Below are 22222 nucleotides of genomic sequence, written 5' to 3'. Positions count from 1 at the left end.
TTCCCACCGATCCCCGCAGCCTGAGCTGCCCGCCGTGCACTGTCCGCCCCTCAGGGCCCGGACAGCGCACGACGGAGTGCTCAGGACGCACTCACGCGACGAACCCCAGGGGATGCAGCCCTGGGGTTCTGTCGCTGGTCACCCTTTCGGAGAGGACGACCCGCATGCACAGCATCCCATCCCGCCCGAGCGTCCAGGAGGAGATCGGCCCCCGTCTCCGGGGCGCCATCTACTCCAACGTTGACGGCCGCTTCGAGGTCCTGGCCCTCATCACCGACCCGGCCGAAGCGGCGCAGCTGCTGCACCGGGCCGCTCGGTGGGCCCTCATCGTCCGCGACACCCTCCGCCCCGACGGCCAGCCGTTCGCGGTCGGGAGCGTCTGGACGACGTCCGACTACCTGGTCCGGCCCGCCCGGACCGCGTACGCCCCGGCTGCCTGACGGATGGCCACGGTCCAGCTCCCACCCCACCAGAGCGTCGAGGGGCGGGAGCCGGGCCGTGGCTGGCCGTCCGGCCGGTCACAGGTGACAGCCCCGGAAGGTGAGAGCTCCGGGGCTGTCTGGTCATTCAAGGATCTGGAGTCCCCTATGACCGCAGCGATCATGACACGGACCGTGGCCCGTACGACAGTGGCCGCACCCCACACCGGCGCCAGTGCCGCGCACCGCCAGCTCGGTGACCTCCTGGCGCGGATGGCCCGCCAGGCCGACAGCCGCATCCCCGCCGAGCGCCGCGCGCGCCGCACGCTCCAGGAGATGATGCCCGGCTACGAGCGGCAGCCGGTGCTCACCTTGTACCGCCCGGTGATGGCCGACGACTCCTGCCCGCTTTGCGGCCGGTGGAACTGCGACCCGAACAACTGCCCGCCCTCTTCCGTCGCTCCCGCGCCCGCCACGGCGAACACCGGGATGCAGTGCGACGTGTGCGGCGGCGTGTTCGGTGCCGCCCCGGCGCCGACGAACGCGCACGCCGGTGGCACGGCGGCCACGGCCTGGACGTGCGACGCCTGCATGGCCCTCGGGATCTGATGCCGCACCTCATACAGGCGGCCCGGGCCGCGCAGCACCGCGCTGCCCGGGCCGCCGCCCACGTCGGTACCGGCCACCCCCTGACCCGTCTGCTCCTCGCGGCCGCCGCGGTGACCGCAGCAGCGGCGTGGGAGGCAGGACACCGCGTCGCCGACCTCCACCCACCACGCAGGCACCACGAGAGAGCACCACATGTCTGACCCCCTGTACCGGCGCTACCAGGACGGCCTCGACGCCTACCGCCAGCACACCTGTACCCCGCCCGAGTGCACCCTCTCCGCCCGCTGCGCCGAGGGGCAGCGGCTCTGGGACCAGTTCACGCGAGCGCAGGACGCCTACCTGAAGCGCCAGCGCAGCCAGCAGCCGACTTGAGCAGTCCTAGCGGCTGACCTGCAGCACCAAGCAATCTCCTCGACCTGGACCCATGGAGGCCCTGATGAACCGCCACTACCTCGTACGCCCCAGCCGCGCCTCCGCCGCCGACCTGCCGGTCACCACCGACTGGCGGACCCACTCGGTGTGCAAGGACGAAGACCCCGACCTGTTCTTCCCGATCGGCAACACCGGCCCCGCACGGCTGCAGATCGAGGAGGCGAAGGCCGTGTGCCGTCGCTGCCCGGTCATGGAGCGCTGCCTGCAGTGGGCGCTGGAGAACGGCCAGGAGCACGGCGTGTGGGGCGGCCTCGACGAGGACGAACGGCGCAGGATGAAGCGCCGCGCCCGCAAGCGCGCCGCCGCCTGACTGCTGGACGGGACCGGCGGGCAACTTTTGGCCCGCCCCGCAGCACTGCCATCGACCGGCCGCCCGCACCACGGGCGGCCGGTCTTTCGCACGCCTCCAGCCCGGGAAAGCCTCGGGCTCCCTTCCTCCCCCGGAGAGCTCATGGACCGCACCACCACGACCGTCACCGGCACCCGGCTGCCGGACTCACTGTGCACGCACACCCCCAAGTGCCCGTCGGCCGACAGCCCGGACCGCGAGGCCGCCGCCGTCGTGGCCGGCCACCCGGAGCAGGGCTGGAGCCTGTTGTGCAACGCCGTCGTGCTCTTCGAGGACACCGGCGAGCTGCTTCCCGACGGCAAGGTCGTTGCCCCGCACCGGCCCCTCGCGGTCGCGGCCTGACTGACGGCTGCCTGATCCGCCCGCACCGACCCGCCCACCACCGTGGCGGCCGGGTCGGGCGGTGACGGGGAGCCGGACAGTCCGGACCGCCCTTCTACGACGGGAGTTCGTGATGGCCTTCGACATGAGCAAGTTCGGTGGCAGCCGCTGGGTCAAGACCCACCCGAACAACGTCCACACCCACGGCTCGCTCGAGCCCGTGCTGAGCATCCTCGATGTGCGGGGCTTCGAGCTGCACGACCTCTTCCTGATCGGGATCAACGACAACTGCGGCTCCATCGTGCTGCCCACCCAGTCCCGGGCCGAGAACGCCGCCGCAGCCCTGGAGCCCGCCTACGAAACCCGGGTGCACCTGATGGGCCGCCGGGACGGCGAGGACGTGTGGGCGACCGACTACACCCGCCGCGCGCTGGACGGCACCACCCTGTCGGCCTTCATCACCGACCTCACGCTCAAGGACGGCCGCCAGGTCATCAAGAACGGCCGCTGGGTGCGCTGATGCGCGTCGGCCTGCCGACTGCCTCCCCTGCCCGGACCGTCGAACCAGACGGCGCGGACAGGGCGGCGGGGAGCCGGACAGTCCGGACCACGTGATCATCAAGGAGCTACGGATGCCCTTCTCCACCCCGGCCGCCACCACGGCGGCCACCGCCTTCAAGGTCGACGACTTCGTGCTGTACCGCGACCCCGAGATGTTCTGGGCGGGCAAGCCGGGCCACACCGTCGTCTGCCGCGTCACCTACGCCGAGCGGTACACCAGCGGCACGATCCGCTACACGCTCGCGCCGGTGACGGGCGGCCTGATCCGTAACGCGCAGGGCGAGTACATGCGGCTGCTGCCGCCGCTCGACGCGATGCGGGACATCGACACCGCCCCGCTGAACACCGCCGACGCCGCCGACGGCATGACCGCGGCCGCGATGGCCTGGCTCGCCCAGCAGCACGCCACCGCCAACACGCCGCCGGAGCTGCCCGCCCCGCGCGGCTGACCCACCCACCCCGCACAACCGCCGCCCCGGCCTTCGGGGCGGCACCCGACCTGGAAGGAGGCGGCGTGGCCGCCACTCGAACCCGCAACAAGAGGCCCACCGCCCGTAAGAAGCCGGCGGCCCGTCCGGCTCCGCAGCCCACCGCCTCCACCACCTCCGCCGCGTTCCCGGCCCCGGCCGAAGCGACGAACACCGGCCTGAACCTGGAGGCACTGGCCCGCGTCGCGGACGCGCGGGACCGGGCCGCCGACATCATCGACACCGCCCGCGAGGCAGCCTCCGCCTTCCAGGCGGAAGCCGAGGGCCAGGCGGCGCGCACCGTCGCCGACACCCACGAGCAGGTCACCGGGCTGCTGGCCGAGGCGCACAACCGCGCCGCGGGCATCACCGCCGACGCCGACCAGGAGGCCGCCGCCCAGCGTGCGGCGGCGACGAACGACCTCGAGGCAGCGCGCGGCGAGGCCGACCGGCTCCTGGCGGAGGCCCGCGACCGGGCCGAGGCCCTGGTGAAGGAGGCACGCGCGCAGGTCACCGACCTGACCGAGCTGGCGGCGACCGACCGGGCGGCCACGGCCACCGCGGTTGCCGAGCTGCGGCGCCTGGCCGAAGCCGACCTCACAGAGATCAGCTCCCTGGTCGACCAGCGCCGCACCGAGGCCGGGCAGATCCTCGCCCGCGCCCAGGAGCAGGCCGACGAACTGGTGGCCACGGCGCAGCGGGAGATCGACCAGGCCCGCGAGCGGTTCGCGAAGCTCGCTGAGACGGCCGCCGGCCAGTACGACGCCCGTCGCGCGGAGGCGGAGGCGCTGTACGCGGACGCGGTCAAGGCCGCTGACGAACGGCGCCGCGAGGCGGACCAGCAGGTCGCCGCCGCGCATGCTGAGGCGGAGCAGGCCCGCACCGAGCTGCGCGAGCAGCTTCGCAAGCTCACTGACGAGTTCGATGCGGAGGCCGCCACCAAGCGCAAGGCCCTCGCCGACGAACTCGCCGGGCTCAAGACGGCGTGCGACAAGCAGCGCGAGCGGCTGCGGGAGGAAGCTAAGACCGTCGCGCAGCAGATGCGGGAGGCCGCCCAGAAGGAGGCCGACCGCATCACCGAAGAGGCGCAGCGAAAGGCCAAGGGTGTCACCGACCGGGCGCAGGCCGACGAGGCCCGCGCCCGCCGGATGCTCGAGGAGGCCCGCGAGGCCAAGCGGGCCAACTCCCGCTTCCGGGGCTGGCACCAGAACCTCAGTCGCAAGGCGTGGAAGACCGCACCGTGGATCGCGCTCGCCGCCGGCGTCGGCCTCGCCGCCTCCGGCGAGTACGAGCTGGCCCGCATGGTCGGCATCAACGAGTACGTCGCCCCGCTGCTGCCGGTCAGCATCGACGTCTACTGCGTCACCGCGTTCCGCGCCAAGCGGGACATCCCGGCGGCGCTCGCGTTGATGGCGTCGGCGAACGTGACCTACCACCTGGCGGAGCAGGCCCACCTCGTGAAGGAAGGCCAGTCGGCTCCGTGGCCGCTGACGACGTTCGTCGTGCTGATCTTCGTGGCCGTCATCTGGCGCGTCCACGCGCTCATGCACGACGACGCCGGTACGGACGGACACGGTGGTACGGACACGGCGACCGGAACGGACAGCCGTACCGGTACGGCCGCTCGTACGGATGGCGCGACTGGTACACAGCACGCCCGTACAAGCCCGTCCGGTACGGACTCGTACGGCGCGTCAGCCGGTACGGCCTCCGCTCGTACGGCCCACGGCACTACTCGTACGGAGCCTGTACACGCCGCCCCGTACCACCCCGCTCCGGCGGGAGCGAATGCGGGGCTGACCAGCGCGTACAGCGACCGTACAAGCGGCGTACAGGCCGCCTCGAACGGGGCCGCGCGTACTAGTACGGAGCACACCGGCCGTACCAGCGCCGCCGCGTACGAGGGCGGAGCGCGTACCAGTACGGTCACCGCCCGTACGGCCCCGGTTGACGGCGTTCCGTCCGCGCGTACCAGTACGACGGAAGCCCGCTCGCGTACAAGCGGAACGGCCACCGCCGGGCGTACTGGTACAGCGACGCCCGCTCGTACGGACGCCGAACTGCTCCCTCTCGTACAGGCTCTGCCGCGCGAAACGGACGGCTTCGTCAACATCAGCCGGGTCCGCACCCAGCTCAACGTCAACCAGCCCCGCGCGATCCGGCTGCTGAAGGAGGCCGGCCTGCTGCGTCCCGAGGACGCGGACAAGTACCTGACCTGATCAACGTCCGGCACACACCAGTGAGGGCCAGCCCGCGGGAATCGGGCTGGCCCTCGCTGCGACTGCCGGAAGCAGTCGACAGCCCCACCAGTACACCAGGAGGGAAACCCCGCCGTGAACAGCAACGACCCGAACCACTCCCCTCTGCGCGATGTCGCGCAGAACCCGGAGGCAACCGCCCGGTACCTGGCCGACGTTCAGCGGGTCCTGCTGGACATCGGCAAGAACCTGGAGACCCTCGCCCACGAGACCCGCGTGCACCTGCGCGACACGCACGTGGAGGGCGACCGCTGGTACCACGCCAGGCTGCGCGCGATGCCCGTGGAAAAGGCCCTCGGGAACGTGCTCAAGAACCTGAACAACCTCACCGAGGGCCTGGAAAAGAGCGCCTATAAGCGCCGCGCTCACGACGAGGCCGTGGTGAATACGGCCAAGGGAAGGAAGGAAAAGGCGCTGGAAAGGGAGCGTAAGAAGAACCCGCCGACCCTCCAGGCCGCACCGAATCCGCCGCAGCAGGGTGCACAGGGTCAGAATCTCGGCTATGGTGGTCCCACGTCGATTTACGACATGGGTCGGGAGTCGGCGTGAACCGCCCCCTCAGCAGCGCCGAACGCTCCGTTCAGCGGCGTCAGAACTGGCTGAAGGAAGAGGCGACGAAAGCCCGCGAGTCTCGCGGCGAGGCAGGGCAGATGGAATTCTGGCTCCGCCTGGCACGATCCCGAATGGCCAAGGACGTAAAAGCCGGTCGCGGCGACGTCTACTCCGGATTCGCGCTGATCTGCCGCCTGTTCATCACGGCGATGGACCAGCGCGTGGAGGGCGACGGACGGATCTGGAACGACCTGCTGAAGTACGCGGAGCAGGTTGTGGCGAAGCACCCCCCGCGTCACTGAACGTCACCAGCGAAGGCCCCGCCGGGCTCCGGCGGGGCCTCGCGCGCGTAAAGCGTGCACGTGTGCACGTGCACACGCGTGCACACAAGACCCCACGCTCTGTCAAGTCCCAGGAGGGAGGCGCACCGTGTCCGACAAGGACGGCACAGGGACCTTGGTCCAAGGCCCCTGGAGCGGTGATTCCACGTACGTGCCACCGCCGATCCCGGATTACGGCGACACCATTCCGCCGCCGGAAGACATTCCCCCGGCACCACCGGAATCGCCGGAAGAGACAACAATGGAACTGCCGCCGATTCCGGCCGCCCCGGACCCGTCGACGGCCCTGCGTTCCGAAGGGATTACGGCACCGGAAACCGGTGAAGATGACGGAGAATACGAGGAAGGCGAATACGAGCAGCCTCGTTCTCTCGCTGACCGGCTCGGTGACTGGCTGGAATTCCGGCTGGAAAGGGCGCGGGCGCTCCATGAGGGTGAAGCGCCTTTCCGCGAAGCCGAAATAGCGCGGAAGGCTGCGCTGCTGGAGGGCCGCACCGCGCAGGAAGTCGCGATGATGGAGCAGAACGGAAAGCTCCACGCCGCGATGATGAAAGCGAAGGGCGACAAGACGGCGGCACGCGGAAAGGCGGACGCCGATCGCGCGAAGTCGTCCGCCTCCGGACTGGGGTCGGACAAAGGCCGCTCGAAGGCCGGCGGCGGGGGCGGGTCCTCGCGCGGCGGTGGCGGCAGCGGGCCGTCCCGCACCAGCTCCGGCTCGGGAGCGAACCGGTCCGGCGGCCCCGGCGGTCGGTCCGGGTCTGGATCGACCGGGGGGAGCGGGGGCGGCAAGGGCGGCGCGAAGGGCTCTCCGTCAGGCCTTGGCGGCCGTGCAGCCGGTTCCGGGCGTAACGGTCCGTCCGGGGGCTCGAAAGGCTCTCAGACGGGCTCTGGCGGCTCCGGCCGGGGCGGCGGTTCGAAAGGTGACGGCGGCGGCCGGTCGCAGAACGGTCCGGCGTCCGGTGCCCGTGCCGAGCGGGCCCGCGGCCGCCAGGAGCGCGCCGGGGCCAGGCAGGCCGGGCGGCAGGAACGCCGCAGCGCCGGGCACGCCGCCGGCGTCGCCGACCGGACCAAGGACCGCGACCAGGCCCGCGCCCAGCGGCAGCAGGCATGGGAGGACCGCCGCGCGAAGCGGCAGGAGCGCGACGCGGCGCGGAAGGCGAAGCGGGAAGCCGCAGCGTCGGCCACGCCGGGCCGCACCACGCTGGGCAAGGCCGTCGGTGAGGAAGCCCAGCGACGCTGGGACAAGCGCCGCGCCGACGCGGAGGCCGCCAAGGCAGCCAAGGACGCGAAGGCCGGCACCGAGAAGGTGAGCCTGACCAAGGACAAGGAATCCAAGGAGAAGGATTCCAAGGGCAAGGCCAGCGACGGCAAGGGAGAGGAAACCGCGAAGGAGGGCTCCGACGGCAAGGGCGAGAAGGACGCCGCGGACGGCCCTGACGGGGCCTCCAGCACCACGGAGGACGCCCCGGCGTCCGATGAGCCGGGGAAGGGCCCCAAGGCCGGTGACGGGTCGTCTGGCGACTCGAAGAAGCGGCGCTGGCGCCGGTTCCGGCGTCGGCGCCGCGGCTGGGCGTGGGACGGGGCGAACGATCCCGACCCGACGGTGGAATGGGCCGACGGCCGCCCGAACCGTCCCACCCCGAAGCCGGACACCAGCGAGGACGTCCCGGACGCGGTGATCGTCGACGACGAAGGCGACCCGTTCGGCTGGTACGCCGCCCGCCGGCCCGGTCTGCCCCGCGCGCCCAGGCAACCGCGCGTCAGGCGAGGGGTCATCAAGCGCCCCGGCACCAGCCGGCCGGACCCCACCGACGCACCCGATCAGAGCGATCAGGCCGCCGCCGGCCGATTGGCCACCAACAGCCGACCCACCAGCACGGAAGGGAGCAGCGTGAGCAGCTCGCAAGTCAGCAGGCCGTCCGGGCACAGCGGCCTGGGTGTCCAGCACCGAACGGACATCACGTTCGACCAGTACCTGATGGAGATGGCGAACACCGCCATCAAGGCCGCCTCCGACCAGGAGCGCGCCGAAGCCCTGATGGAGGCCCTCACCAAGGTCGCCGACGCCCTGCGGGACATGGCCGCCGACCTGGTCGGCGACCACAACATCGAAACCGACGTCACCGACATGATCGCGGACCTGGCCGACTCCGCGGACACCATGAAGCGGCAGGCTCAACGCTGCGCCGAGCAGTGCGGCCTCGCCAAGGAGGCAGCCCAACTCGCGGCCGTGATGGTCGCCCGCGTCTACGGCGAGGACATGGCCGCCATGGACGACGCCGGCCTCAAGCACGCGTCGGCCGCCGCCCACCACGACTGAGCACGAGAGGAAAAGCGCCGATGAGCAGCGACCTCGAGCCCCGCAACGGCAACGCCGAGCCCGCCGTGGACGACGACAACCGGTACAAGGCCGTCCAGGCCAAGCTGGACAAGCTCAGCAAGGTCCTGGACGACGCCACCCTCGATCTGGTGGCCCTGTGGCGCAGCATGCTGGCCAACGCCAAGCACACCGACGGCGTCGCCACCGACATCGAGAACGCCGACCTGGACCCGAAGTTCGTCGTCCTCACCGCCAACGTGGCCACCGCCCTGGACGGTGCCGCCCGGGAGGTTCGCAAGCTGTCCGACACCGCCCAGGAGACCGTCGACCTCACCCACGAGACCCGGCGCACCCACGCCAAGCTCTACGGCGCGCTGGACGACATCCGCTCCAACCGGCGCGAGAAGACGCCCCGCCCGGGCTTCTTCAACCGCTGACCCCACTCCCCACCCACCACCCCTCACCACGGGCGGCTCCGCACACAGTGCGGGGCCGCCCGTGCCCGTTCTGAGAAGGAGACCACCGGTGACCACGCCGCGCAGTGTCGTGCTCGAACGCCTCGCCTACACCCTCGCCGCGCCCGTGCTGGCCGTGGCCCCTAACGTCTACCCCGACAGCCCCGTCAGCTCCGTCGTGCAGCTGGCCGGCGCCGCCGGGATCGGCGGCATCTTCCTCGCCGCCAAGAGCGACGAGACCGGCGCCGGACGCAAGATCCTGCGCTGGACGCCGCTGGTCCTGGCCGCCGCCGTCGACGTCGCCGCCGGACACACCACCGGCTTCGGCCCGTACTGGCTGGACGGACTGCTCGCCGCCGGATGGGCGGCGGCCGGCTCCTTCGTGCTGCCCTTCTCCCGGCACACCCGCCGTCGCAACCGCCCCGCGCTCGCCGCCCCGGCCCCGCAGCCGGCGCCCGCCCGGGCCGCGGAGCCGACCGTGGCGCAGCCGGACGACGGAGCGGACACGCTCACCCGCGAGGCGCGGATGCTGTGGGAGCGCGCCGGGATGCCCGCCCGTACCCACGTCGTCAAGGCCACCCGGCACCCCGCCATGCGCCACGACCTCACCCTGCTGCTGCGCGCTTCGGAGACCGGGCGGCCGATCACCGGCCTCTCCCCCGAGATCGTCGGAGCCGCGTTCGGCGTGTCCGCTGCCGACGTCACCCTCGCGGACGTCGCCATCCAACCCGGCCGCCAGGGCGGACCCGGCTGGATGGAGGCCCTCATCACCCCCGAGGCCAACGCCCGGCGGCGCACCAAGCCGACCGACCAGGAGCGCTGGATCGACCGGGTGGCCGGCCCCAAGGGCGGCGCCCCCGGCTCCGAGCTGGTTCACAAGACCCGCGACGATGAGCGCGGGGTGACCTTCTACCGGGCGAAGATGAGCGACTCCACCGAGTCCCCGCGCATCGACCTGCCCAAGGTCTGCCGGGCGCTGGACCTGCCCGAGGACGACTCCTGCGTGTTCGTCCTCATCGACGGCTCGGAGTTCCTGATCAGCGCGTTCGACACTCCGCCGCTGTCCGCGATCTTCCCCGCCACCCGCGAGCTGCTCACCCCGGACGCCAAGGGCATGTACGTGTGCGGGTTCACCATCACCGGCCAGCCGGTGAAGACGATGGTGTACCAGCACGACAAGAACGCCCCGGCCCACGGCCTCACGCTGGGGGTGTCCCGGTCCGGCAAGACGCAGTTCTTCGCGATCCACATGGCCGCCCAGTCCCTGGACGGCCAGGTCGTGTGGCTGGGCACCGTCCGCAAGGACGAAAAGACGAGCGTGCTGGGTAAGTACATCGACCGGCAGGGCTCGAACGCCCTGTGGATGGCCCGCTCGCTGCGGGCGGCGAAGGCACTGTGCGAGATCCGGGCGGACATGCCCTGGCCGCACGACGGTCAGCCGCACGACTACAAGCCCGGTGACACACGCTGCCCGTACCGGCAGCTCAACGTCTACGGCGATGAGTTCATGACCGCCGCGCAGGACGCGGACTTCGGTGAGTTCATCCAGAAGGACGGCGAGGACCTCACGGTCACCGGCCTGAAGTACGGGATCGGCTTCAACCCGGCCGGGCAGTCGCCGTTCGCGCACAACGGCTTCTCCACCGAGATGAAGGACAACCTGCGCCAGAACTCGAGGCCGGTCATCTTCAACATGGGTTCGCCCGCCGCCACCCGCAAGGCGGCGGAGGGCACCATGGAGAACGCCTACGACGTGCCGACCATCCCGGCCCGCTACTCCCGCAGCGAAGGTTCCGCGATCGAGCGGGCCATGCGCGGCGAGGCCGACCCGGAGAACGGCGTCTCCACGGGCGGCGTCGCGGTCATCGTCCTCGACAACGGCCGCGCCGTGCTCATGCGGTCGCTGTACGCGGACTTCGACACCGACCTGTCCAACCTGTTCCCCGACGAGGTCAACCGGCTCACCGACTACGAGATCGCGGAGCTGGAGAAGCGCGGCCTGTGGTTCGACTGGAACGAGCCCGTGCGGCCCGGCGAGTTCTGGCCCGAGCCCGACGAGGACGACGACGGTGACGGCAAGTCTCGCCGCCGCGGCGGCGGAGGGGGAGGCGGCGGCAAGGGCGGCAGCAAGCGTGGCAGCCGCCGCTCCGAGCAGGTCGCCTCACCCCGCCAGGCGCTGGAGGCCATCAAGAGCCTCACCGACGCCTGATCACACCCCATCCATCCCCCGGGGCCGGCCCGCCCGAGCGCGGCCGGCCCCACCCGACTCCCTCTGAAGGAGCACCACCACCGTGGCCCTGTCCATCTCCGCCGCCGCGCTGCTGGGCATCATCGTCGTCGTCCTGGTCAAGGGCGGCTACGTCCGCGTCGGCTCCGCGCTGGCCTGCACGCTGTTCGGCTTCACCCTCGCCGCGACCGGCCTGGCCCCGACCATCAACAGCGGCCTCGCCTCGCTCGCCGGACTGATCTCCAGCCTCTGACTACGCCTCCGTCCACGGCGGGTCAGGCGTGTAGTTGAGCCCGTCGCAGAAACGGCAGTCCCACTCCGCGGGCACTTCCCACTTGTCGACCCAGAAGCCGACCTGCTTGCCCACGAAGTAGTTGTCACCCCCGCACCATCCGCAATCGAAGACGAACTCCACCCCAGCCCCTTCCCCGCGCCTGATGGTCCGAGGATGCCCGGGACACGGGTGCGCCGACACCCAAACGCCCACTCCCCCACTACGCAACGCCGAAGGGCGCCGCCGGAAACCCATCCCGGCGGCGCCCTTCGGCGCCCTTGCCTGGAGCCCCGATGTCCCATGCCTCGCTCTCCCCCGCCATAGACCACCCCGCCCCGACCACCCAGCCCATACAGCCCGTCCCGGCCGCCGCGCCGCCGGCGGAGCTGACCCTCGAGGAACGCCTCACCCTCGTGAAGGCGGAGATGACCGCGCGCCTGGACGAAGCGGCCGTCGCCTACGAGATCAACACGGCGCACATCCCCACCGAGCCCGTGGACCTGGCCGACGTCGTCACCGTCCCGCTGACCCCGACGCTCCAGCCGCCGCCGGAGTCCTACCCGACGCCGGTCGCGGCCCTTCTGCAGCGCGCCCACCACCGGCTGCTCACCGGCGGCTGGTGCTCCGGCGCGCTGGTCGACGAGGACGGCGCCCGCTGCATGCTCGGTGCTATCCGGGCCGAGGCCCGCGGCGACAGCGGCCTGGAGGCCGACGCGGCCGCCGTGCTCCTGGACGCGATCCGCCGCAAGTTCGGCGACGTCGACTCCGTGCCGTCCTTCAACGACGCCCACGGCAGCAGCCGCGTCCCCATCCGCATGGTCGACCAGGCCGCCGGCCTCGCCGACGCCCGCGGCCTGTAACCGCTCCGGGTCCACTGCCTCGCGCCCGAACCCCGCACCCGGGGGGCCGGACGCGGGGGCAGGCCACCCGGCCGGACACCACGCACGCCACCGACTTCCCAGACGAAGGAGCGACTGCCCCATGTCCCACAACGACAGGCAGATGAACGGCCAGCACCGCCCGAACAGCATCCTCGACCAGCTCGAACTGCCACCCGCCCGCAAGGGCACGCAGCGCCTGGCGCGGCTGCGTACCGCTTGGCGCAAGTCCTGGGAGGAAGGCGGCTTCCTCCACCAGCGGTGGGAGGAGATCTTCCAGGCCCGGCACGCCGGATGGCACGAGATCGCCGTGTGGATCAAAACGGCCGGACTGCTCGCCGGGCTCAGCCTCATCGTGATGATGGTCGACGCCGCCGGCGACATCGCCTCCGCCACACTCGCGGGCCTCTCCGATGTCCAGGCCACCGACGCCGGTGACGGCAGCGGACTGTGGGGCACGGTCGACCACCCGATCCGGGCGTTCCTCGCCGACCAGGCCGCCCACCTCACCGTCGCGCCCGCCGCCCTGTACGCGTTCTGGCAACTGGCCGGACTGCTCGGGCTCATCGGCGGGTTCTTCGGCAACGCCGGCGCTCGCATCGCCTGGACGCTGTGGGGCCTGGCAAGCCTGGCCATGATCTGGTCCGCAGCCCCGGCCGGAGGACGCGCCGCCGCGACCGGGCTCGCCGCCCTGATGTGGGCCCTCGCCAGCGCCTTCGCGCTGCGCGGCCTGACCCTGCGGCCCATCGTCCACAACCACCCGCCGCAGTTCATGCCGCAGTTCAACCCCGAGCTCCACCTGCACGCCACCCTCCCCGCCCCGGCCCCGGCGGGCGACGACTTCGACGACAACGTCCACCCGCTCCACCGCTGACCGCACGCTCCGCACCCACTGAAGACCTGACGCCCTGCCCGGTCCTCGCCCGCCCCGCACCCAGGGGCCGGGCGAGGACGGGACAGGCCGCCCGGCCGAACGCACCACCCGCCGCGCCCCGCCGACACCAGCACCACGTCGACGGGGCGCAGCGCTGCCCACCGACGACTGGAGGAGATCACTCGTGCTCATCCCCCGCCCGCGCCGCCGGATCGGCCGGCCCCGCCCGCAGCGCCCCGGCCCCCGCTACCCGCAGCGCCCCGACCGGCTGCCCGGCGCCTGGAGCCGCTGATGCCCAGGAGGCGCAGGAAGCGGCGCCGCGAGATCAAGCGCGTGCCCCGCTCGGAGGCGTTCCTGCCGGAGTTCGATCGCGGCGCGGTCCCCGAAGGACTCGTCACGCGGCGTCAGCTCAGGGACATGGGCCTCAGCCCCGGCGGCAACGACCCGGTCGCGATCCTGCGCTGCAAGTGGTGCTCGTACCGGCCGCAGTGGTCGTGTAACCACCCCACCCGCGGCTTCCTGCTCCGCGTCGACCTGGCCGTGCCCAAGCGCGTCCCGACGCTCGCTCAGGAATGGGCCCTGGACCGGGCCATGGCCGCTCGCCAGACCTGCGGGGACTGCGGGAGGCGGTTCTTTTGCTGCCTCTCGAAAAAGCTCGGCTGTTGCATCGAGTGCTTCGACGGCACGCCCGTGGACCCCAGCAGCTACCTCGCACCCGCAGCCCCCGCCGCTCACCGGCTGGCCGCGTAACGCAGGCCCCGTCCCGGCCATACAGGCCGGGACGGAGCCCGCCGGGCGGCCGCAGCACCGGCAAAAGGCCGGCCGCCCGCTCCCTCACCCCTTCGAGATCAGGAGACCTCCAGCATGCCCCGTCACCTCACCACCGAGCGCCTCGCCGTCTTCGGCACCCTGCTGGCCACTTTCGGCGAGCTGCATCCCCTCTGCGACCACTGGGCTCAGGGATCCACGTCGGCTTCCCTGAAGCGGCTGTACGGCGACCACCTCGTTTACCGGGATGGCACCCGCGTCGACCAGGACCCCACCCGCGAGGAGAGTGGTGAACCGGTCTGGGGAGCAAGCATCCTTGGCCGCCACCACGTGACCCGCCACGTTGCCTCCTATACCGCCGTGCAGGTCGCAGCGACCATCGGCATCACCCGCGTGTTCGGCTATCGCCTCACGCCGACCGCGCTGCTCGCCGGTGCGGCCATCAATGCAGGAACGCACGCCGCGATCGACCGCGGCGCCTTACTGCTGTGGCTGGCGAAGAAGACCAAGAAGACCGGCTACATCGAGCACTGCCAGGCGGTCCGTCTCGACGACGAGGGCGTGGTCACCAAGGAGGTGACCGGGCCGGGTAGCGCATGGATGGAGCTGGACGCAGCCCTTCACCGTGCCATCGGCATCGGCGCCGCCGCCGTCACCACCTGGCTCACGACCCGCCCCGGCGGCCGCCGGTGAGCCGCACCCGCCTGGACCGCGTACGGGCCTCGCTCGGCATCGCCCAGCTCGCCCTCCAGCAGATCGAGGACGACCTGAACGCCGACGACGTCGACGCCCGCGAGCTCGCCGCGATCCTGCGCGAGCTCCAGGAGGACATCGACGTCCCCGGCGGCCTCTTCCCCGCCCTCGCGCAGCTGGTCAGCACCGCCGCACGGCGGGCGGAGCAGCTCGAGCCCGACCGCGACGGCGATGCCTCCTGTCCCCTGCACGAGGCCGCCGCGCTGCTCACCGACAACGCCGGGCAGCGCCTGAACTGGGCGGCCCGCTCCCTCGACCCGCAAGGAGACGTCGAATGACCTCGGTGCTGTACCCGGACCTGCCGGAGAACGGGCTGATCGTCCTGATCGGTGCCTCCGGCTCGGGCAAGTCGACGCTGGCCCGCACCTGGCAGGCCTCCCAGGTCCTCTCCCTCGACGACCTGCGCGGCACGGTCAGCGACGACCCCGGCCGGCAGGACGCCACGGCCGATGCCGCCGACGTCCTCAAGCTGATCCTGGAACGCCGGATGGCCCGCAAGCTCAACACGGTCATCGACGCGACCAACGTCGAACAGAGCGTGCGGGTGGAACTGGTGATGGCCGCCAAGCGGCACGGCATGCCGACCGTCGCGGTCATCGTCGCCACGCCGCTGCCGGTCTGCCTGGAGCGCCAGGGCCCGCGCCCGGCCAACCGGCGCGTGCCCGAGGACGTCGTCCGCGCCCAGCACCAGGCCATGGTCGCGTCCCATCAGCGGCTCGCGGCCGAAGGCTTCAACACGGTGGTCTTCGCCGACGCCCTGTACCGGCTGGAGCCGTTCCTGGAGCGGCTCTCGCAGGTGCGGGAGGCCGACCTCGGGCGTGACGGCAGCGAGGGCCTGGGCGACCTGTGGCTGGCCCGCCGCTTCTTCGGCCCGGAGATCCTGCCGCTGTGGCGGTGGCGGCCGGGCTCGGACCTGGTGACCGGCCGGGACCGCGTCGCGGAGATCCGCCTCGGTCAGCAGTACCTCACCCTCGCGCTGCGCGAGGACGTCGACGGCGAGGGCGACTTCGGCTTCGACATCCTGCTGCCGTGCCCCTTCGACCCGGAGTGCGACGGGCAGGCGTGGGCGCCGGCCTACAGCGTCAGCTGCCTGTTCCGGGCGCTGACCGGCGCCATGGACAACGACCCGGACCTCGTCTGCACCGTCCACGGCGACGGCGTGGACCAGGAGGCCGACGACCACGACCTCCAGGACGACGACCCCGAGGGCCGCGCCGACCTCGAAGCGCAGTACGCCGACGCGGTCCGCGCGTGAGGCGTACCGCCGCCACGCCGAACCACCCCACAGGGCGCCGGGCTCACCCGGCGCCCGCCGTTTTCCCAGGAAGGACACCCCGTCATGGGCATCACGATCACGAACACGTACGGCACCCCGCACCACGTCAGCGAGGACCACCCGGCCCACGTCACGAGCTGCGACTACTACCGGCTGCCCCTCGTCGCCACCATCACCCCCACGACCCCCGGCTACGAGGACATGGTCGACATGCTCAAGGAGAACGGCCACGACACCCGCGACGGGTACGGGCTGATCTTCCTGGAGTCCGAGGAGTTCTCCGCGACATACTTCGGGTCGATCGAGCAGATCGAGCAGTACAAGCGCGAGAACGTCGACGGCAAGGCGACCTTCGACGCCTCGCAGGGTGTCCTGTACGCCCAGTGGCCCCACGGCAAGGGCTGGGACACGTTCATCCCCCGCACCTTCTGGAACGTGCAGGCGCGCGGTGCGATCGCGGACGGCGTCGGCCTGGTCACCGCCTTCGCGCACACCGAGACCCCGGGCGCCGAAGTCATCGTCTACGAATTCGAAGGCAAGTGGCTTCCTGACAGTGAGGCGGAGCAGCTGGTCACCTACCACTGCACCGCCTGCCACCTGGACACCTTCTACGACAGCGGGCACGTCCACGAGAACACCGGCCCCAGCAGCCGCCGCTGGGCCGCCCGCCAGGCCCGCCAGCACATCATCAGCGCCCACCGGCACGGCGTCGGCGACAAGCACAGCGCCTGCCGCCCCAACAACGGCGAGATGCTGCGCACCGTGAACGCGCTCGCCCGCGACATGTGGGGCACGACGGGCAACGCCCTGCCGGACACCGACGACGCATTCTGCGCCACCAAGGGCCCCTGCTCGATCATCCGCGAGCTGCGTGCCGGAGTCCGCCCTCCCGTCTACCGCGCCTGACGGACGCTCCGTGCCGCCCCGGCCTCTCCGTACGACGGAGGCCGGGGCGGTCGCGGTGGTCCCTCAAGCAGCACAATCCCCGGGACCAGGACCAGAGAGGGATGGACGTCATGCCGAACCAGCAGGCCCACCGTGAAACCAGCGCGCAGCCGGACCGGACGGACTGGCAGCTCGCCCAGGAGTACCTGCATCGCGCCCGGTACGCCGACAGCACCCGCCTCGCCGAACTGTTCACCGACGAGGAAGCCACCCGGGCCACCGCTTACCTGGCCGCCCAGCACCCCGACGCGGACCGGCTGACCGCCATCGAGGCCCGGCTGAAGGCCGTTCCCGGCGGTTGGCGGCAGAGGGGCGGTGACACCGGCGTCATCGAGGACGACGACGGCCGGCCCGTCGCCGTCCTCGGCACCAGCGGCCCCGAACACCTCCCGCTGGGGGAGTTCGTCGCCGCCGCCCCTGCCGACACCGAGTGGCTCACGCAGCAGCTGCGGCGGGCGTGGGCGCAACTGGACAGGCTGCGGGACCGGATCGACGACGCCGGAAGCCTCATGCACATCCACCACGTCGCCACGGCCATCGACTACGTCCCCGGCTCAAGGGAGACGGAATGAGAGCCCAGCCGCCGCACCCCCACCCGCTCACCCCGGTCGACCTCCCGGCCGGAGACGACTGGTGGCACGGCTGTCCGGACTGCCCTCTGCCCATCCAGGGCGGGGCCGCCGGCCTCGCCGCGCACCGCCGCACGGTCCACACCCACACCGGAGACCCCCGGCGCCCCATCACGATCCAGCTCGACTACTGACAAGGAGACCCCTCATGGCCACCCAGACCCGCACGGACACCGTCGCCGCGCTCCGTGACTGCTTCGCCGCCGACCTCGCCGCCCTCATCGGCGACCAGGCGCCGCGCGGCACCACGCCGAACGCGTTCATCGGCCTGATCGAAGAGGTCCGCGACGTCCTCGCCGCGTCCAGCATCGGCACCTGGCGGGAGGCCAGCGAGGAACTGGACCGCGCCGCCAGTCACCTCACCGACGCACTGACCAGCACGGACGGCGACCAGGCGTCGCTGCTGGCCTGGGCACGCACGCACCTGCGCGACGCCGTCACGATGGCCAGCTGAACCCCGCCTTCGAGTTGAGCGCACTCTGTGCCGCCCCGGACCCCGCACCCGCCGGGGCCGGGGCGGTCGCAGTGGCCCCTCAACCACGAGAGCGAGAGGAGATGGGTCGTCATGCCGCACCGCGAGGTCTATGAGGTCGACGTCCCGATACACCACACCAGCAACCCGGCCCTGCGGGGCTTGCACGTCTTCGCCGGCGAGGCGGACTCCCGCAGTACAGCTTTGCGACGCGCCCACGAGGCGTACGACGCGACGCTCGCCGCGCAGCAGGCCGGACTGGAGATCCCCGGCCAGCAGCCGGACAACTGGACCGCGCACGGGCTGCGGCCCGGCTGGGAGCTCGACTGGCACGCCGCGAAGGCCGGCCCCTGGAAGAGCCCCTACAGCTGGACCACCCGCAGCGACTTCGAGCTGTAGCTACGCCCCGGGACGGACGACACGGCGTCCAAACCAACCGCCCGTCCCGGGCCCACCCAACCCGTACGAGACGAGAGGGAGAACCCCAGTATGGACTCCGTCCTGCGCGTTCAGGGCCGGATCGGCCCGCGCACCCTCCTGATCACCACCGCCGCGCTGCCACTGACCGGCTGGACCCTGCACGCCGTCGCGCTGCACCGCCGACTCGCGGCGACCCGGAAGGATCCGCTGACCGGCCTGCTGCGCCGCGACGCCTACACCGCCCGCGCCCGCCGGCTCCTGGCCCGCCACGGCGACAACACGGCCGTGGTCCTCGTCGACCAGGACCACTTCAAGGCCGTGAACGACACGATGGGTCACGCCGCCGGCGACGCCGTCCTGGCCGCGACCGCCGCCCGGCTCACCGCGTGGGCGGGCCCCCGCGCGGCCGTGGGCAGGCTCGGAGGCGATGAGTTCGCCGTCGTCCTGGAGCTGCCCGCCACCCGCCTGGAGCAGCGCCTCGCGCAACTGGTCCGCATGCTGCACACCCCCGTCGTCCTCGAGGACGGGCGCACCGTCGACGTCGCCGCATCAGTCGGCGCCGCGACCCCTGCCGCGGTCGGCTCCCGCGACCTGAGCCTGTTGCAGAGGACCGCCGACGCCGCCCTGTACGACGGCAAGCACTCCGGCCGCGCGATCGTCGCCGACGCCGCTCACGTCGCGGTGCCGTCCGTCAACGGACGCCGGGCCGGCCGTCCGGGCACGGCCGTGTGGGGGCGAGCCGCATGAGCAGCGCGACCCTGCCCGAGGGCGACTGGATCCGCGGCATCAGCATCCGGCAACCGTACGCGGCCTGCATCCTCGCCGGTGCCAAGACCATCGAGAACCGTCCCGGCCGGTGGCGGACCGGCTGGGTGCTGCTGCACACCAGCAAGACCATCGAACAGCCCGCCCTGCGCATCCCGCTGATCGGCCGCACCATCCGCGGCCGCCAGCTGGTCACGGGCGCGGTCGTCGGTGTCGCCCGGATCACCGACTGCCACCAGGACCCCGAGGGAGCGCCGCTCTGCTCGCAGTGGGCGCACCCGGCCGCCTGGCACCTGGTGCTCGACGACGTCCAGGAGCTGCCGCTGCCGGTCCCCGCCCGCGGGCAGGTCGTGCCCTGGAAGCCGTCGCCGGACCTGCTGCACCGCGTGTTCCAGCAGCTGCCCAACTTCCGGCCGTGACCCGCCAGGGACGCAAGAAGGAGAAGAAGCCGCCGTTCGAGCCGGGCCTGATCCCGGCTCCCGGCCACCTTCTCGTCTGGCGCGACAGCCGGCACTTCGACCGCTGGCAGGACCTCCCCTGCACGCTGTGCGGCCAGCCCACGCCCATGCGCTCCCACTCCGAGGAGCCCGTACACAAGGCATGCGCGGAGGACTGGATCACCGCCAACCCCGTTGAGGCCCGCCTCGGGCGGTTCGCCTCCGACCTCGCGCCGAAGCCCAAGTCCAAGTCCAAGAAGGGCCAAGGCGACCACGCCTGACCTCCACCTGGAGGACCTCCATGAGCAGAACCGAACGCGACGTCGACCACGCCCTCGCCTACCCCGAGCCGCCCGCCTCCCCGCTCTGGCACCGCCACGGCGGCGCGACGGCCCGCCCGCTCACCGACGCCCAGAAGCGGCGCAACCGCGAGCTGCTGGACATCGCCCAGCGCACCACCCGACCCCGCTCCCCTCGCCCCACCGAGACCCTGGCGGAGGCCCACTCATGACCACCAAGCACTGCACCGTCGACGGCTGGATCGACGTGCCGCCCGCCCCCGGCCCGCGCGGCACCGCCACCTTCGACCTGGTCGTCCGACCCGACGACCCGGACACCGTCGCCAAGGACGCCCCCGACACGATCGTGTCCTGCACCAGCGAGGACGCCCGGATCACCCACGAGCTGCTGACCGGCATACAGCCCAGCGACCTGGTCCGCGTCACCGGCACCCTGGTCCAGCCGCCGTCGCCCGGCGAGCCCGCCCGGCTCACCGTCGACGCCCTGGAGGTCCTGGACACCGCGCTGGTCCCGATCCTGCGGGACATGGTGATGGACCGGTACGGCGACTACTGCGTCGTCTTCAACGCCGACACCGACGCCGTGCCCGTCTTCACCGCGCACGGCCAGTGGGTCGGCCTGGCGGACAACCCCGACGCCATCGCCACCCTCATCGACATCCACGAGCGCGTGAACGGCGGCGACGCCTGATGACCACCTCCGACACCAGCACCCCGCCCCGGACCGTCCTCGAGCGATTCCCCGCCGGAAGCCCCCGCGGCTCCTGGCCGGCCGAAGAGTACGCCGCCGCCCAGCGCACCCAAGGCCACCCGGACGCCCGGGTCGTGATGGACCTGCGCACCGACCAGTTCCTCGTGGTCACCGACACCGTCCACTAGCCCACCCAACCGAGAGGCACCCATGACCGAGACCTTCGAGACGATCCGCTACACCGCCGACGTCGTCGCCCTGACACCCGACCGTGAGGTCCTGCTGATCCAGCGCGGATGGCCGCCGCACGAAGGCGCATGGGCGCTCCCCGGCGGCCACGTCGACCCCGGCGAGACCAGCCTCGCAGCTGCCGCCCGCGAGCTGGCGGAGGAAACCGGCGTCACCGTCACCGTCGACGACCTGCGCCCGATCGGCGTCTGGGACGCCCCCGACCGCGACCCTCGCGGCCGGTACGTCACCGTCGCCTTCGCGGCCGTCGTCCCCACCGGTACCACGATCACCGCCGGAGACGACGCCCGCACCGCCCGCTGGTGGCCCCTGAACGACCTGCCGGAACGCCTCGCGTTCGACCACGCCCACATCCTCAGCACGGCCGTGGCATCGACCCCCTGAACACCACACACCCCCACCAGAGCGCCGCGCCTGCCCTCCCCGGACAGGCGTGGCGCTCTGGCGCTCCCGCTTTTCACCAGCGACCTGGAGGCCCTTCGTGCGCCCGACCCATCCGATCCGTCTGATCTCGTTCGGCTACCTGCACCTGCCCACCGGCCCCGACGGGACTCCCATCCCGCCTGGCGCCGACCGGATCGAGGACGTTCGCGACCGGCTCCGCGACCCGGCCGCCGCCCGCGGCATCCTCGACCTCGACGGCCTCGACCCCCGCGTCCAGGACGTCGTCCTCAACACCCCCGGCGCCCGCGAGCTGCTCGCCAACCTCGCCGACTACGCCGACCTCCCCGCCGGCCCCCGCCGCATCGCCATCGGCTGCGCGGGAGGCCGGCACCGTGCCAGCGGTCTCACCGAACTCCTGGCCCGAGCACTCCGGGACCGCGGCCGCCAGGTCAACGTCGAACACCTCCACGTCCATCTCCCGCGCGTTCTCAAAGCGGCCGACACCAGCAACGGAGCGAGCGCATGACCACCACCGGCCTGTACGACCTCGTGACCAGCGAGGGCGACGACGGCATGATGCACCCCGCCGAACAGCTCTGGACGCCCGGCGAGGACGCAGCGGAGAACGGCTTCATCGTCCATCGCGGCCTGTACGTCACCGGCATCGACGACCCGACCGAGGACCGCCTCTTCCCGATCGGCTTCGTCGTCCTCGGACACCAGCGGTGGGCCGGCATCATCGAGGCCGCCGCCGCGTACATGGCCCGCGTCCACGGGTGGCGGAACCTGCACCTCTA

General features: G+C 72.1%; 35 protein-coding genes and 1 pseudogene. 35 read left to right on the top strand and 1 reads right to left on the bottom strand.

Translation table 11 applies throughout. The features are described 5' to 3' along the window. The first annotated feature begins 164 nt into the window (after positions 1-164). From IE142_RS33035 to IE142_RS32965, 15 genes are all read left to right on the top strand, one after another. A complete protein-coding gene (locus IE142_RS33035; protein ID WP_191889147.1) occupies positions 165-440 on the top strand; it encodes a hypothetical protein in 276 nt (91 codons plus the stop codon). 147 nt (positions 441-587) lie between these two features. Further along, positions 588-1028 (top strand): hypothetical protein, encoded by a 441-nt coding sequence (locus IE142_RS33030; RefSeq protein ID WP_229831113.1) that lies wholly within the window; start codon positions 588-590, stop codon positions 1026-1028. After that, positions 1028-1228, top strand: a complete 201-nt coding sequence (locus IE142_RS33025; protein WP_191889146.1) for a hypothetical protein — start codon at positions 1028-1030, stop codon at positions 1226-1228. Before IE142_RS33030 ends, IE142_RS33025 begins: the two co-directional genes overlap by 1 nt. Continuing rightward, the gene (locus tag IE142_RS33020) at positions 1221-1400 is read left to right on the top strand and encodes a hypothetical protein (RefSeq protein WP_191889145.1); all 180 of its coding nucleotides are present in this window, start codon (positions 1221-1223) and stop codon (positions 1398-1400) included. Before IE142_RS33025 ends, IE142_RS33020 begins: the two co-directional genes overlap by 8 nt. Before the next feature lie 64 nt (positions 1401-1464). Beyond that, a complete protein-coding gene (locus tag IE142_RS33015; protein WP_191889144.1) occupies positions 1465-1770 on the top strand; it encodes a WhiB family transcriptional regulator in 306 nt (101 codons plus the stop codon). Between the two features lie 189 nt (positions 1771-1959). Next, complete coding sequence (locus IE142_RS33010; RefSeq protein WP_306432641.1) at positions 1960-2151, top strand: DUF5999 family protein; 192 nt, start codon at positions 1960-1962, stop codon at positions 2149-2151. 112 nt (positions 2152-2263) lie between these two features. Next, complete coding sequence (locus IE142_RS33005) at positions 2264-2650, top strand: hypothetical protein (RefSeq protein WP_191889142.1); 387 nt, start codon at positions 2264-2266, stop codon at positions 2648-2650. A 112-nt stretch (positions 2651-2762) separates the two neighbouring features. Continuing rightward, positions 2763-3140 (top strand): hypothetical protein, encoded by a 378-nt coding sequence (locus IE142_RS33000; RefSeq protein ID WP_191889141.1) that lies wholly within the window; start codon positions 2763-2765, stop codon positions 3138-3140. Positions 3141-3205: 65 nt separating this feature from the next. After that, complete coding sequence (locus tag IE142_RS32995) at positions 3206-5377, top strand: hypothetical protein (protein ID WP_191889140.1); 2172 nt, start codon at positions 3206-3208, stop codon at positions 5375-5377. Positions 5378-5491: 114 nt separating this feature from the next. Further along, complete coding sequence (locus IE142_RS32990; protein ID WP_191889139.1) at positions 5492-5965, top strand: hypothetical protein; 474 nt, start codon at positions 5492-5494, stop codon at positions 5963-5965. Next, positions 5962-6270, top strand: coding sequence for a hypothetical protein (locus IE142_RS32985; protein WP_029394214.1), 309 nt, complete (start codon positions 5962-5964; stop codon positions 6268-6270). The genes IE142_RS32990 and IE142_RS32985 overlap by 4 nt, the downstream gene beginning before the upstream one ends. A gap of 127 nt (positions 6271-6397) precedes the next feature. Beyond that, the gene (locus IE142_RS32980; RefSeq protein ID WP_229831110.1) at positions 6398-8629 is read left to right on the top strand and encodes an ATP/GTP-binding protein; all 2232 of its coding nucleotides are present in this window, start codon (positions 6398-6400) and stop codon (positions 8627-8629) included. A gap of 20 nt (positions 8630-8649) precedes the next feature. Continuing rightward, positions 8650-9066, top strand: a complete 417-nt coding sequence (locus tag IE142_RS32975; RefSeq protein WP_191889138.1) for a conjugal transfer protein TraB — start codon at positions 8650-8652, stop codon at positions 9064-9066. Between the two features lie 88 nt (positions 9067-9154). Next, complete coding sequence (locus tag IE142_RS32970; RefSeq protein ID WP_191889137.1) at positions 9155-11293, top strand: chromosome segregation protein ParM; 2139 nt, start codon at positions 9155-9157, stop codon at positions 11291-11293. 82 nt (positions 11294-11375) lie between these two features. Next, on the top strand, positions 11376-11564 hold the full coding sequence (locus IE142_RS32965; RefSeq protein WP_191889136.1) for a hypothetical protein: 189 nt from the start codon (positions 11376-11378) through the stop codon (positions 11562-11564). Here IE142_RS32965 and IE142_RS32960 read toward each other — a convergent pair whose 3' ends face one another. Next, positions 11565-11726, bottom strand: coding sequence for a hypothetical protein (locus IE142_RS32960; RefSeq protein ID WP_191889135.1), 162 nt, complete (start codon positions 11724-11726; stop codon positions 11565-11567). Positions 11727-11878: 152 nt separating this feature from the next. On the opposite strand from IE142_RS32960, the gene IE142_RS32955 reads away from it, so the two are divergent. The 20 genes and pseudogenes from IE142_RS32955 to IE142_RS32860 all read left to right on the top strand — a co-directional run. Further along, on the top strand, positions 11879-12445 hold the full coding sequence (locus tag IE142_RS32955) for a DUF6197 family protein (protein WP_191889134.1): 567 nt from the start codon (positions 11879-11881) through the stop codon (positions 12443-12445). A 121-nt stretch (positions 12446-12566) separates the two neighbouring features. Then, entirely contained in the window at positions 12567-13337 is a 771-nt protein-coding gene (locus IE142_RS32950; protein WP_191889133.1) for a hypothetical protein, read from the top strand. Between the two features lie 291 nt (positions 13338-13628). Further along, a complete protein-coding gene (locus IE142_RS32945) occupies positions 13629-14087 on the top strand; it encodes an RRQRL motif-containing zinc-binding protein (RefSeq protein ID WP_191889132.1) in 459 nt (152 codons plus the stop codon). Positions 14088-14201: 114 nt separating this feature from the next. Beyond that, on the top strand, positions 14202-14798 hold the full coding sequence (locus IE142_RS32940) for a hypothetical protein (RefSeq protein ID WP_191889131.1): 597 nt from the start codon (positions 14202-14204) through the stop codon (positions 14796-14798). Then, complete coding sequence (locus IE142_RS32935) at positions 14795-15136, top strand: hypothetical protein (protein WP_191889130.1); 342 nt, start codon at positions 14795-14797, stop codon at positions 15134-15136. Before IE142_RS32940 ends, IE142_RS32935 begins: the two co-directional genes overlap by 4 nt. Further along, entirely contained in the window at positions 15133-16113 is a 981-nt protein-coding gene (locus IE142_RS32930; protein WP_191889129.1) for an ATP-binding protein, read from the top strand. Before IE142_RS32935 ends, IE142_RS32930 begins: the two co-directional genes overlap by 4 nt. Before the next feature lie 84 nt (positions 16114-16197). After that, entirely contained in the window at positions 16198-17040 is an 843-nt protein-coding gene (locus IE142_RS32925) for a hypothetical protein (protein WP_191889128.1), read from the top strand. 110 nt (positions 17041-17150) lie between these two features. Further along, a complete protein-coding gene (locus IE142_RS32920) occupies positions 17151-17651 on the top strand; it encodes a hypothetical protein (RefSeq protein WP_191889127.1) in 501 nt (166 codons plus the stop codon). After that, positions 17648-17842 (top strand): hypothetical protein, encoded by a 195-nt coding sequence (locus tag IE142_RS32915; RefSeq protein ID WP_191889126.1) that lies wholly within the window; start codon positions 17648-17650, stop codon positions 17840-17842. Before IE142_RS32920 ends, IE142_RS32915 begins: the two co-directional genes overlap by 4 nt. Before the next feature lie 14 nt (positions 17843-17856). After that, positions 17857-18162: a hypothetical protein gene (locus IE142_RS32910; RefSeq protein ID WP_191889125.1), complete on the top strand. Its 306-nt coding sequence runs from the start codon at positions 17857-17859 to the stop codon at positions 18160-18162. 111 nt (positions 18163-18273) lie between these two features. Then, positions 18274-18579: a hypothetical protein gene (locus IE142_RS32905; protein ID WP_191889124.1), complete on the top strand. Its 306-nt coding sequence runs from the start codon at positions 18274-18276 to the stop codon at positions 18577-18579. A 90-nt stretch (positions 18580-18669) separates the two neighbouring features. Further along, positions 18670-19347 carry a GGDEF domain-containing protein gene (locus IE142_RS32900; protein WP_191889123.1) on the top strand — a complete coding sequence of 226 codons (678 nt, stop codon included), beginning with the start codon at positions 18670-18672 and terminating at the stop codon, positions 19345-19347. Then, entirely contained in the window at positions 19344-19784 is a 441-nt protein-coding gene (locus IE142_RS32895) for an ASCH domain-containing protein (RefSeq protein WP_191889122.1), read from the top strand. Before IE142_RS32900 ends, IE142_RS32895 begins: the two co-directional genes overlap by 4 nt. Further along, a complete protein-coding gene (locus IE142_RS32890; protein WP_191889121.1) occupies positions 19781-20083 on the top strand; it encodes a hypothetical protein in 303 nt (100 codons plus the stop codon). The genes IE142_RS32895 and IE142_RS32890 overlap by 4 nt, the downstream gene beginning before the upstream one ends. Positions 20084-20103: 20 nt before the next feature. Then, entirely contained in the window at positions 20104-20313 is a 210-nt protein-coding gene (locus IE142_RS32885; protein ID WP_191889120.1) for a hypothetical protein, read from the top strand. Further along, entirely contained in the window at positions 20310-20792 is a 483-nt protein-coding gene (locus IE142_RS32880) for a hypothetical protein (RefSeq protein ID WP_191889119.1), read from the top strand. Before IE142_RS32885 ends, IE142_RS32880 begins: the two co-directional genes overlap by 4 nt. Then, positions 20792-20980, top strand: a complete 189-nt coding sequence (locus tag IE142_RS32875; protein ID WP_191889118.1) for a DUF8839 family protein — start codon at positions 20792-20794, stop codon at positions 20978-20980. The genes IE142_RS32880 and IE142_RS32875 overlap by 1 nt, the downstream gene beginning before the upstream one ends. A 22-nt stretch (positions 20981-21002) precedes the next feature. Further along, the gene (locus IE142_RS32870) at positions 21003-21425 is read left to right on the top strand and encodes an NUDIX domain-containing protein (RefSeq protein ID WP_191889117.1); all 423 of its coding nucleotides are present in this window, start codon (positions 21003-21005) and stop codon (positions 21423-21425) included. A gap of 97 nt (positions 21426-21522) precedes the next feature. Continuing rightward, positions 21523-21951, top strand: coding sequence for a RapZ C-terminal domain-containing protein (locus IE142_RS32865; RefSeq protein ID WP_229831108.1), 429 nt, complete (start codon positions 21523-21525; stop codon positions 21949-21951). Continuing rightward, positions 21948-22222 (top strand): annotated as a pseudogene (locus tag IE142_RS32860) (hypothetical protein); the annotation flags it as partial. The gene IE142_RS32865 and the pseudogene IE142_RS32860, both read left to right, overlap by 4 nt.

The organism is Streptomyces mutabilis (assembly GCF_014649815.1).
Classification (GTDB): Bacteria; Actinomycetota; Actinomycetes; order Streptomycetales; family Streptomycetaceae; genus Streptomyces; species Streptomyces mutabilis.
Note: the sequence above shows the minus strand (reverse complement) of the source record. Positions and strands in the feature narration are given on the sequence as shown.